11 protein-coding genes are annotated in these 10665 nt (G+C 65.7%); 10 read left to right on the top strand and 1 reads right to left on the bottom strand.

Annotated features, from left to right (window positions below):
- Positions 1–16: 16 nt before the first annotated feature.
- Entirely contained in the window at positions 17–1174 is a 1158-nt protein-coding gene (gene macA, locus FEM01_RS03390; protein ID WP_138217852.1) for a macrolide transporter subunit MacA, read from the top strand.
- Positions 1175–1182: 8 nt separating this feature from the next.
- Positions 1183–3183, top strand: a complete 2001-nt coding sequence (locus FEM01_RS03385; protein WP_240791708.1) for a MacB family efflux pump subunit — start codon at positions 1183–1185, stop codon at positions 3181–3183.
- Between the two features lie 27 nt (positions 3184–3210).
- Here FEM01_RS03385 and FEM01_RS03380 read toward each other — a convergent pair whose 3' ends face one another.
- Positions 3211–3852, bottom strand: coding sequence for a helix-turn-helix transcriptional regulator (locus FEM01_RS03380; RefSeq protein ID WP_138217850.1), 642 nt, complete (start codon positions 3850–3852; stop codon positions 3211–3213).
- Between the two features lie 259 nt (positions 3853–4111).
- On the opposite strand from FEM01_RS03380, the gene mdcA reads away from it, so the two are divergent.
- From mdcA to madL, 8 genes are all read left to right on the top strand, one after another.
- Entirely contained in the window at positions 4112–5773 is a 1662-nt protein-coding gene (gene mdcA, locus FEM01_RS03375) for a malonate decarboxylase subunit alpha (protein WP_138217849.1), read from the top strand.
- A gap of 2 nt (positions 5774–5775) precedes the next feature.
- Positions 5776–6705 carry a triphosphoribosyl-dephospho-CoA synthase gene (locus tag FEM01_RS03370; RefSeq protein ID WP_138218169.1) on the top strand — a complete coding sequence of 310 codons (930 nt, stop codon included), beginning with the start codon at positions 5776–5778 and terminating at the stop codon, positions 6703–6705.
- Position 6706: 1 nt separating this feature from the next.
- Positions 6707–7006 (top strand): malonate decarboxylase subunit delta, encoded by a 300-nt coding sequence (locus tag FEM01_RS03365; RefSeq protein ID WP_138217848.1) that lies wholly within the window; start codon positions 6707–6709, stop codon positions 7004–7006.
- Positions 6999–7847: a biotin-independent malonate decarboxylase subunit beta gene (locus FEM01_RS03360; protein ID WP_138217847.1), complete on the top strand. Its 849-nt coding sequence runs from the start codon at positions 6999–7001 to the stop codon at positions 7845–7847. The genes FEM01_RS03365 and FEM01_RS03360 overlap by 8 nt, the downstream gene beginning before the upstream one ends.
- Positions 7844–8635 carry a biotin-independent malonate decarboxylase subunit gamma gene (gene mdcE, locus FEM01_RS03355; protein WP_138217846.1) on the top strand — a complete coding sequence of 264 codons (792 nt, stop codon included), beginning with the start codon at positions 7844–7846 and terminating at the stop codon, positions 8633–8635. Before FEM01_RS03360 ends, mdcE begins: the two co-directional genes overlap by 4 nt.
- Before the next feature lies 1 nt (position 8636).
- The gene (locus FEM01_RS03350) at positions 8637–9263 is read left to right on the top strand and encodes a malonate decarboxylase holo-ACP synthase (protein ID WP_138217845.1); all 627 of its coding nucleotides are present in this window, start codon (positions 8637–8639) and stop codon (positions 9261–9263) included.
- A complete protein-coding gene (gene mdcH / locus FEM01_RS03345; protein WP_138217844.1) occupies positions 9260–10180 on the top strand; it encodes a malonate decarboxylase subunit epsilon in 921 nt (306 codons plus the stop codon). The genes FEM01_RS03350 and mdcH overlap by 4 nt, the downstream gene beginning before the upstream one ends.
- A gap of 62 nt (positions 10181–10242) precedes the next feature.
- Positions 10243–10665 (top strand): malonate transporter subunit MadL, encoded by a 423-nt coding sequence (madL, locus tag FEM01_RS03340; RefSeq protein WP_138217843.1) that lies wholly within the window; start codon positions 10243–10245, stop codon positions 10663–10665.

Genomic DNA, 10665 nt, shown 5'->3' with positions numbered 1-10665 from the left:
GATTGAAGAGCGTTTTATGGACAAGAGCAGAACGCGCAAGATCGGCCTTGGCATTGCCGTGGCCCTGGTGGCGGGGGTGGCGTTGTACGCCATCCAGGCGCCGGCCAAGCCGCCGCTGTACATCACCGCCACGGTGGAGCGCGGCGATATCGAGAATGCTGTGCTGGCCACCGGGGTGCTGGAAGGCATCCGCCAGGTGGACGTGGGGGCCCAGGTTTCTGGGCAGTTGCGCGCATTGAAGGTCAAGCTCGGCGACAAGGTACAGAAGGGCCAATGGCTCGCCGAGATCGATCCGCTGGTGCTGCGCAATACCCTGCGCCAGGCCGAGGTGGACGAGGAGAAGCTGCGCGCTGAGCGGCGCTCCACCGAGGCGCAGTTGCAGCAGGCGCGGCGGGTCTACGAGCGCTACAAGCTGCTGCAGAGCGACGAGTCGGTGTCGCGCCAGGACTATGAGAGCGCCGAGTCCGAGTACCAGGTGCAGCAGGCTGCGCTGCGTTCGCTCGATGCGCAGATCAAGAGCGCCCAGGTGCAGGTCGATACGGCCAAGGTGAACCTGGACTACACCCGCATCAGTGCGCCAATCGACGGCGATGTAGTCGGTATCGTCACCCAGGAGGGGCAGACCGTGATCGCCCAGCAGCTTGCCCCGATCATCCTCAAGCTGGCAGACCTGGACACCATGACGGTCAAGGCACAGGTGTCGGAGGCCGACGTGATCCATATCAGCCCCGGTCAGCAGGTCTACTTCACCATCCTGGGCGAGGACAAACGCTACTACGCCACGCTACGCGGCACGGAACCTGCGCCCCAGGACTATCTGGAGACCACCGACAAGACCGGCGCCAGCAGCACTCGGCAGAACAATGCGGTGTTCTACAACGCGCTGTTCGAGGTCCCCAACCCAGACCACCGCCTGCGCATTGCCATGACCGCCCAGGTACGTATCGTGCGTGATACCGCCAAGGCGGTGCTGATGGTGCCGGTGGCCGCGCTGGGACCGCGCAACCAGGACGGCAGCTACCGGGTGCGGGTACTCGATGCCAAGGGCCAGGCCCAGAGCCGCGACGTGCAGGCGGGTATCAACAACAACGTCAAGGTTGAGATCAAGGCGGGCCTGGCCGAAGGCGACCGGGTGGTGATCGGCGAGCCGGTCGGCGACCTGGCGGGGGCCTGAGCATGAACATGAGCGTTGCACCGGACATCCTGTGCCCCTCAGGCGGCGAGCAGCCGCCCGCATTGCTGCAGTTGCGCGGCGTCTGCCGCAGCTTCATGGCGGGTGATCGGGAGTTTCTGGCGTTGCGCCAGATCGACCTGAGCATCCATGCCGGCGAGCTGGTGGCGATCATCGGCGCCTCGGGCTCGGGCAAGTCGACCCTGATGAACATCCTGGGTTGCCTAGACCACGCCAGCGCTGGCAGCTACCAGGTTAGCGGCCAGGAAACCCGCGACATGGACGACGAGGCCCTGGCGGCGCTGCGGCGCGATCACTTCGGCTTCATCTTCCAGCGCTACCACCTGTTGCCGCACCTCGATGCGCTGCGTAATGTCGAGATACCGGCGGTCTACGCCGGTACCGCGCAAGGTGTGCGTCACGCACGTGCCCGCGAGCTGCTGACCCGGCTGGGCCTGGCCGGGCACTTGGCGCATCGGCCCAGCCAGATGTCCGGCGGCCAGCAGCAGCGGGTGAGTATCTGCCGCGCGTTGATGAACGGCGGGCAGGTGATCCTCGCCGACGAACCTACCGGGGCCTTGGACACTGCCAGTGGCAAGGAGGTGATGCGCATCCTGCTGGAGCTGCACCAGGCCGGGCATACGGTGATCCTGGTGACCCACGACCCCAAGGTGGCGGCCCATGCCGAGCGGATCATCGAGGTCAGTGACGGGCAGATCGTCAGCGACCAGTGCAACCGCTCGGCGTGGGACATGCCCGCCGAGTCTGCGCCGGGCGCCGCCGAGGCGCCTAGACCAAGACGCTTGGTGGCCGGCATGGGGTTGTTCCGCGAAGCGTTCGCCATGGCCTGGATCGCGCTGGTATCGCACCGCATGCGGACCTTGCTGACCATGCTCGGGATCATCATCGGCATCACCTCGGTGGTGTCGATCTCGGCGATTGGCGAGGGGGCCAAGGGGTATGTGCTGCGCGATATCGAGGCGATCGGTAGCAACACCATCGATATCTATCCAGGCAGCAACTTCGGCGACAGCCGGGCCAAGTCCATCGAAACGCTGTTGCCAGGGGATGTGGCTGCCCTCAACCAGCTGTACTACGTCGACAGCGCCACACCGGTGATCGGCCGCAGCCTGTTGGTGCGCTACCGCAACATCGACGTGGATGTGCAGCTCAACGGCGTCAACGAGCGTTACTTCAAGGTGCGCAACATCCGTTTCGACGCCGGCATTGGCTTCAGTGCCGACGATGCCCGACGCCAGGCGCAAGTGGTGGTGATCGACCACAATACCCGTAAGCGGTTGTTCGGCGAAGGCGTCGATCCGCTTGGCCAGGTGATCCTGCTGGGCAGCCTGCCGTGCACGGTGATCGGTGTGACCGCCGAGAACAAGAACCTGTTCGCCGCCAACAACGGTCTGAATGTCTGGCTGCCCTACGAGACCGCAGCTGGCCGCGTGTTCGGCCAACGGCACCTGGACAGCATCAGCGTGCGCATCCGCGATGGCGTGCCGAGCAAGCGAGTCGAGCAGGAGGTCAACGCCCTGATGTTGCAGCGCCATGGCACCAAGGACTTCTTCACCAACAACCTCGACAGCATCATGCAGACGGTGCAAAAGACCAGCCGCTCGCTGACCTTGTTGCTGTCGCTGATCGCAGTGATTTCGCTGGTGGTGGGGGGCATTGGGGTGATGAACATCATGCTGGTGTCAGTGACCGAACGCACCCGTGAGATCGGCATTCGTATGGCGGTGGGCGCGCGTCAGTCGGATATCCGCCAGCAGTTTCTGGTGGAAGCGGTGATGGTGTGCCTGATTGGCGGGGTGATCGGCATCGGGTTGTCCTACGGCATCGGTTCGCTGTTCACCCTGTTCGTCTCGCAGTGGCAGATGGTGTTCTCGCTGGCTTCGGTGGCGACCGCCTTCGCCTGCTCGACACTGATCGGCATCGTGTTTGGCTTCGTGCCGGCGCGCAACGCCGCCCGGCTCGACCCGATCGAGGCATTGGCACGGGATTGAGTCGCCGCCGCGGCGCAGGCGCAAGCGTCAGTGGTGTCGTGCCGGCACCTGGGCGTCGTACATCCAGCGCATCAGCGAGTGGCGCCCGCTGATGCCCAGTTTGATCGCCGCGCGGCGCAGGTAACTTTCCACGGTGTTGACCTTCAATGCCAGCAGCGCCGCTTGCTGCGGCGCGGTGTGCCCGGCCAGCAGCCCTAGGCACACCTGGCGCTCACGCTCGGAAAGGCTCAGGCCGCGTTGCTGCAGGCGCTCCAGGAAACGTGCCGGCATCGACTCGCCAACGGCCGGCGGCGGCTGCAGGGCGTCGCCGTGCTTCTCAAGCATTGGCAGCAGCAGCGGTGAGATGTCCTCCAGCAAGTGCCGCTCGGACAGCGTGAAGGCATCGCCCTGTGCTGCGCGCAGCACGGTGATCTGATAGTGGTAGCCATTGTTGCTACGGACCAGTTGCAGGCGTGCCGGGTCGCCCAGGTTAATCGCCGGGTGCGACAACACGGTCTCGCACAGCAGCGGTGGATCGCCTTCGCCGCAGGCGATGCGCGACTGACGAATATGCGTGGCATCGACCGTCAGTTGGGTGCTGATCAAGTCATGTAGCCTGCGCGGGAACTGCGCGCTGCCAGTGCTGGCGATGGCTTTGCCGATGTGTGGAAAGGGCAGGTGTGGGGGCATGGTGTCGTCCGTGAGTCAGTGAAAGTCAGCGCGGCGTGTCCTATAGCGGCGCAAGTTGTTGCGAACCCTATTACAACGATTGAGTGACCATAAAATGAAACAAGATAATGTCATGGTAATGGCATTGGCCGGATTGAAACAGCATGACTTACCGGTCATCGTTAACTTTAGCGTAACGAATAGACGTCCTGCTTGATTGATACAACACTTGCCGCCGCCCTAAGGTGATTTCACGACAGCGAACCCGTGGAGTCACCCAATGACAACAATGAAGAATCCACCGCCGCAATGGTCGCGGCGCCGCGCCGAGAAACAGCGTCGCCTCGACCGCGTGCGCCATCTGGCCGAGGGGGCGGTGTTGCCCACCGAGCGGATCGTCGAGGCCCTGGAACTGCTGCTGGCACCGGGCGACCGTGTGGTGCTCGAAGGCAACAACCAGAAGCAGGCCGACTTTCTCTCGCGTTCGCTGGCCAAGGTCGATCCCGAGCGCCTGCACGACCTGCACATGATCCTGCCCAGCGTCAGCCGCGCCGAACACCTGGCGTTGTTCGAACGCGGGATTGCACGCAAGCTCGACTTCTCGTTCGCTGGCCCACAAAGCTTGCGTATCAGCCAATTGCTCGAAGACGGCCTGCTCGAAGTCGGTGCCATTCATACCTACATCGAGCTGTATTCGCGCCTGCTGGTTGACCTGATCCCCAACGTCACCTTGGTGGCTGGCTTCATGGCCGACCGCGACGGCAACCTGTACACCGGCCCCAGCACCGAGGACACCCCGGCGCTGGTAGAGCCAGCAGCGTTCAGCGATGGCATCGTGATCGCCCAGGTCAATCAACTGGTGGATCGCGTGGATGACTTGCCACGGGTGGATATCCCGGCCAGCTGGGTGGACTTCGTGGTGGTCGCCGACCAACCGTTCTACATCGAGCCGTTGTTCACCCGCGACCCACGCCACATCAAGCCGGTGCACGTGCTGATGGCGATGATGGCGATTCGCGGCATCTACGAGAAACATCAGGTGCAGTCGCTCAACCACGGCATCGGTTTCAACACGGCTGCCATCGAGCTGATCCTGCCGACCTATGGCGAATCCTTGGGCCTCAAGGGCAAGATCTGCCGTAACTGGACCCTCAACCCGCACCCGACCTTGATCCCGGCCATCGAGACCGGCTGGGTGCAGAGCGTGCACTGTTTCGGCACCGAGCTTGGCATGGAGGACTACATCGCCCAGCGCCCGGATGTGTTCTTCACCGGGCGCGACGGTTCTTTGCGCTCGAACCGCATGATGTGCCAGTTGGCCGGACAGTACGCTGTGGACCTGTTTATCGGCGCCACCTTGCAAGTGGACGGCGACGGCCATTCCTCCACCGTGACCCGTGGACGCCTGGCCGGCTTCGGCGGCGCGCCGAACATGGGCCATGACCCGCGTGGCCGGCGCCATGCCACCCCCGCCTGGCTGGACATGACCGTGCCGGACACGCTGCTTGAGCGTGGTCGCAAGCTGGTGGTGCAGATGGTCGAGACCTACCAGGAAGGCGGTAAGCCCACCTTCGTCGATACCCTCGATGCGGTGGAGGTGGCAAAGAAGGCCGGTATGCCACTGGCACCGGTCATGATCTACGGCGACGACGTTACCCACCTGCTGACCGAGGAGGGCATCGCCTACCTGTACAAGGCCCGTAGCCTGGAGGAACGGCGACAGATGATCGCCGCCGTGGCCGGCGTCACCGCGATTGGCCTGCGCCACGATCCCAAGGACACCGAACGCCTGCGCAAGCTCGGCCTGGTGGCCTTGCCGGAGGATCTGGGCATTCGCCGTACCGACGCCAGCCGTGAACTGCTTGCCGCCCGTAGCATTGCCGAGCTGGTGGAGTGGTCTGGCGGCTTGTACAACCCACCTGCACGGTTCAGGAGCTGGTGATGATGAATGCCTACGATCTGACGCTGCGTCAGGCGTTTCACGCGCACGTCGAGACCAGCCCACTCCCTGTGACGGCGAGCTTGAGCGCTCCAGGGTCGCAGCAGGGCGCCGCGCTGCCCTTGGCTGATCATCTCGCCGACCTGGCCGTCGCCGCGCTGCTCGACGAAGCCGACCTGTCGCCCAAACCTGGACTGGTGGACCGGCGCAGCAATGGTGCCCACCACGACATGAGCCTGGCGCTGATGCACGCCTCGGCCCTGGCCCTGTGGCCGTGCCTGCGGCAAATGGCTGAAGCCGCGCAGCAGTGCGGCGCGATTGGCCTGCCACTACGCGCGGCCCTGGGCCGCCTAGGCCGGGAGGGCGAAGCGACGATGCTGGCCACCACCGGTGGCGTCAATACCCACCGCGGGGCGATCTGGGCCTTGGGCTTGTTGGTCGCCGCTCGCGCCCTCGACCCCGGTGCCAGTGCCGAAACCCTGGCCCGGCGCGCTGGACGGATTGCGCTGCTCGATGATCCTGTCGCGGTGATGAGCGATAGCCACGGCAACCAGGTCCGTCAACGGCATGGCGTGGGCGGCGCGCGTGAGCAAGCCCAGCAGGGCTTTCCGGCAGTGATCGAACACGGTTTGCCGCAACTGCGCCGTAGCCGGGCCGCTGGTGCGGGCGAGGCGCATGCCCGGCTCGATGCACTGCTGGCGATCATGGCCACCCTCAGCGATACCTGCGTGCTCTGGCGTGCCGGGCCCGAAGGTCTGCAGGTCTTGCAGCGAGGGGCCGACGCCGTGCTCGCTGCCGGTGGCAGCGCCAGCCTTGGCGGACGCCGGCGGCTGCGCGAGTTGGATGCGCAGTTGTTGCGCTTGAATGCCTCTCCGGGTGGAGCCGCCGACCTGCTGGCGGCCTGCCTGTTCCTCGAATCTGCTGGGAGCGTGTGACATGCAGACCCTGAACTTTGAATTTCCTGCTCAGCAGTCGGGACGCGGTCGCGCCCTGGTGGGCTGCGTCAGCTCAGGCGACCTGGAAGTATTGATCGAGCCGGGCGAGGCCGGACGCCTGGAGATCCAGGTCGTGACCTCGGTCGATGGCGGCCAGGCGCGCTGGGAACAACTGTTCCAACGCCTGTTCGCCGACCGCGCCGTGCCTGCGCTGAAAGTCGACATCCATGATTTCGGTGCTACCCCCGGTGTGGTGCGCCTGCGCCTGGAGCAAGGTTTCGAGGAGATCGCGCATGACTGATACCGAGCGCCTGCTGCGTCACCGCAGCTTCGTCGAACTGGGGGCCCGCCAGCGCGCCCGCGCTGTGCTCGACGAGGGTACTTTCCGTGAATTGCTCGACCCCTTCGAGCGCATGATGTCGCCGTGGTTGCCGCGTCAAGGCATCGTGCCGCAGGCCGATGACGGCGTGGTGATCGCCAAGGGCCTACTGGCCGGGCGCCCGTGTGTGGTGGCGGCCATCGAAGGCGGCTTCCAGGGCGGCAGCCTGGGTGAGGTGGGTGGGGCGAAGATTGCCGGCGCCCTGGAGCTGGCAATCGAAGACAACCGCGCCGGCATACCCACCTGCGCCGTATTGCTGCTCGAGACCGGTGGTGTGCGGTTGCAGGAGGCCAACCTTGGACTGGCAGCAATTGCCGAGGTCCAGGCGGCAATCGTCGAGCTGCGTACGTACCAGCCGGTGATCGGCGTGATCGCAGGTGCGGTCGGCTGTTTCGGCGGCATGTCCATTGCCGCGGGGCTGTGCAGCCACCTGCTGGTCACCCGCGAGGCGCGCCTGGGGCTCAATGGCCCGCAAGTGATCGAGCAGGAGGCGGGCATCGACGAATACAACGCCAGCGACCGGCCGTTCATCTGGAGCCTGACAGGCGGTGAGCAACGCCATGCCAGCGCCTTGGTGGATGGCTTCGTGGCCGACGATGTCACACAGGTGCGCCAGGCCCTGTTGCAACTACTCGACACCCCCAGCGCCGAGCGTGCCGAGCGCTGGGCCTGGTACCTCGAACGCCTGGCCCGGCTGGGTGATGACGTAGCACAAATGGACGCCGCCACGGTGCGCGCCCTCTACCAAGGAGATGCCCCATGAACCGTGCCTTGAACTGGCTGCCGGGCCTGGCCGGCGGCGAAGCGCTGGGGGGATATCCCGCCTCGGTGCAGGTCATCGATGGTGAGCTGGACAATCGCCTGGCACGTTTCATCGCCGTGGTGCCCGATGCCGACAATCCTTTCCCGCGCGCGCGCTCGGGCGAAGTTGGCCTGCTCGAAGGCTGGGGGTTGGCCAAGGCGGTCAACGAGGCGGTGGAGGCCGATCGTGGGCGTACTAAACGCGCCATCGTCGCGGTGATCGATGTGCCCAGTCAGGCCTACGGGCGCCGCGAGGAGGCGCTGGGTATCCATCAGGCGTTGGCGGCTGCGGTACAGGCCTATGCCCGCGCACGCTTGGCCGGGCATCCGGTTATCGGGTTGCTGGTGGGCAAGGCCATGTCTGGCGCGTTTCTCGCCCACGGTTATCAGGCCCAGCGCCTGATCGCCCTGGATGACAATGGCGTAATGGTGCACGCCATGGGCAAGGCGGCGGCAGCGCGGATTACCCTGCGTAGCGTCGAGGCGCTGGAGGCGCTGGCGGCGGACGTGCCGCCGATGGCCTATGACCTGGCCAGTTACGCCTCGCTGGGCCTGCTCTGGCGCAGGCTGGGTGTCGCCAGCGCCGAGGCGCCAACGGCGGCGGATATCGCCACGGTGCGTGCATGCCTTGCACAAGCGGTGAGTGATATCGGCGAGTCGACCGACTTGGCGTCGCGTCTTCAGGGTGAGCACCGGCGCGCTTCTCGCGAGGTCCGCGAGCGCCTGCGTCGCCAATGGCAGGAGGCCTGAGATGAACGCCCTGCGCCCGCATGACTTGCTGTGGGGCATGACGTCGGCCATGTTGCCTGACGACGCGCCGGGCTGGGCGTTACAGGTACTGGATCAGGGGCTGCCGGTGGTGGTGCGGCGTGCCGGTTGCACGCAAGGTTGGGTCGCGGTCGGGGTGCGTGGCGATGGGCGTGAGCGACGTTATGCGGCGCTCATGCGCACGCAGGATGTGACGCAGGTAGCGAGCCCTGAGCAGATCGTGGCGCGTGCACAACTGGGGTTAGCAGCCTGTTGGCCTGCGCTCGATGCGCTGGGGGCCGTCGCCAGGGTGCTCGACAGCAGCCACCTGGCCTGGGGGCCGACTGGCGGCGTGGGTTACCAACTCGCCACCGGTATCGAGGTGTTGCACGCCGACAGTGACCTGGACCTGCTGCTGCGCACCCCGCAACCGCTGGCACGGCAAGCGGCTCGCGACCTGCTGGAGATTCTCGACTGCGCACCCTGCCGGGTAGACGTGCAACTGGAAACCCCAGGCGGCGCCGTCGCGCTGCGCGAATGGGCGGGGCCGGCGCGGCGGGTATTGCTCAAGGCCACCAATGGCGCACGCCTGGTCATCGACCCGTGGGCGGCGCTGGAGTGGGCAGCATGAGCAGCCTGTTCGTCTTCCCAGGTCAGGGTGCGCAGCAGGCCGGCATGCTCCATCGCTTGCCGCCGGGCAGTGAAGCGCTGGTGGAAGAGGCCTGCGATGTGCTCGGCGAGCCGGTGCTCGCCCTGGACAGCGCCGAGGCTCTGCAGGATACCCGCGCAGTGCAACTGTGCCTGTTGCTGGCCGGGGTGGCCTGGGCGCGCTGGCTGATGCAGCGTAGCCCGGCGCCCGAACACGTCGCCGGGCTGTCCATCGGGGCCTATCCCGCTGCGGTGATCGCACAAGCCCTGGCATTCGCCGATGCGGTGCGCCTGGTGGCCTTGCGTGGCGAGTTGATGCAGCGGGCCTATCCGCACGGTTATGGCATGACCGCCCTGAGCGGCTTGTCGCAGGCAGAGGTCGAGCAATTGCTGGGGCAGGTCAGCGACGAGGTGTACCTGGCCAATCTCAACAGTGACAACCAGATTGTCATCGCCGGTCGCGACGAGGCCATGGCCGAGGTGGCGCGCCTGGCTCGCCGCCAAGGCCAGGGCGTGGCGCGCCGGTTGGCGGTGAGCGTGCCATCGCACTGCCGTTTGCTGGACGCGCCAGCCGCGCAACTGGCGGCGGCTTTCGCCACGGTGGCTGTGCACAGGCCGCGCATCACCTGGCTGAGCGGTTGCCGCGCACGGCCGATGCACGACCCTGCGCAACTGCGTGACGAGTTGGCCGGCAACATGGCGCGCATCGTCGATTGGCGTGGCCTGTTGCGCAATGCCTACGAGCGCGGCGTGCGCCTGCACGTCGAGCTACCGCCAGGCAGCGTGCTCACGGGTCTGGCGCGTGCGGTGTTCGAACAGGGCCGGGTGGTGGCCCTGGAAAATACCCGGGCCGATACAGTGGACGCCTTGCTGCGTCAGGAGGTGGCTCACCGCCAATAACGCCGCTCCTGGTTTCGAAGAACAACAACAAGCAACTTCGACAAACGCTGAGGACAACAACAATGATCATCTATGGTGTGGCCTTGCTGGCCGTATGCACCCTTGCCGGCGTCATCGTCGGCGACTTCCTGGGTGTGCTGCTGGGCGTCAAATCCAATGTGGGCGGTGTGGGTATCGCCATGATCCTGCTGATCTGCGCACGCTTGTACATGCACCGCAAAGGTGGCATGAGCAAGGAGTGTGAGTTTGGCGTGGGCTTCTGGGGTGCAATGTACATTCCGGTGGTGGTGGCTATGGCTGCCCAGCAGAACGTCGTCACGGCCCTGCATGGCGGGCCGGTCGCGCTGCTCGGGGCGGTGGGTGCGGTGCTGGTGTGCGGGCTGACGATTGCCTTGATCAGCCGCAGCCATCGCGGTGAGCCGCTGCCGCCGCTGGAGGCGCCTACGACCCAGAACGCGCAGGCTGTGCCTGCGGGAGGTCGCTGA

The organism is Pseudomonas mosselii (assembly GCF_005796105.1).
GTDB lineage: Bacteria > Pseudomonadota > Gammaproteobacteria > Pseudomonadales > Pseudomonadaceae > Aquipseudomonas > Aquipseudomonas mosselii_C.
Note: the sequence above shows the minus strand (reverse complement) of the source record. Positions and strands in the feature narration are given on the sequence as shown.

What these genes read in the sequence shown, in the direction of transcription:
- FEM01_RS03380 (WP_138217850.1), bottom strand. Translation starts at nt 3,852, where the DNA reads ATGCCCCCACACCTGCCCTTTCCACACATCGGCAAAGCCATCGCCAGC.
- macA (WP_138217852.1), top strand. Translation starts at nt 17, where the DNA reads ATGGACAAGAGCAGAACGCGCAAGATCGGCCTTGGCATTGCCGTGGCC.
- mdcH (WP_138217844.1), top strand. Translation starts at nt 9,260, where the DNA reads ATGAGCAGCCTGTTCGTCTTCCCAGGTCAGGGTGCGCAGCAGGCCGGC.
- FEM01_RS03370 (WP_138218169.1), top strand. Translation starts at nt 5,776, where the DNA reads ATGAATGCCTACGATCTGACGCTGCGTCAGGCGTTTCACGCGCACGTC.
- mdcE (WP_138217846.1), top strand. Translation starts at nt 7,844, where the DNA reads ATGAACCGTGCCTTGAACTGGCTGCCGGGCCTGGCCGGCGGCGAAGCG.
- FEM01_RS03385 (WP_240791708.1), top strand. Translation starts at nt 1,183, where the DNA reads ATGAGCGTTGCACCGGACATCCTGTGCCCCTCAGGCGGCGAGCAGCCG.
- mdcA (WP_138217849.1), top strand. Translation starts at nt 4,112, where the DNA reads ATGACAACAATGAAGAATCCACCGCCGCAATGGTCGCGGCGCCGCGCC.
- FEM01_RS03360 (WP_138217847.1), top strand. Translation starts at nt 6,999, where the DNA reads ATGACTGATACCGAGCGCCTGCTGCGTCACCGCAGCTTCGTCGAACTG.
- FEM01_RS03350 (WP_138217845.1), top strand. Translation starts at nt 8,637, where the DNA reads ATGAACGCCCTGCGCCCGCATGACTTGCTGTGGGGCATGACGTCGGCC.
- FEM01_RS03365 (WP_138217848.1), top strand. Translation starts at nt 6,707, where the DNA reads ATGCAGACCCTGAACTTTGAATTTCCTGCTCAGCAGTCGGGACGCGGT.
- madL (WP_138217843.1), top strand. Translation starts at nt 10,243, where the DNA reads ATGATCATCTATGGTGTGGCCTTGCTGGCCGTATGCACCCTTGCCGGC.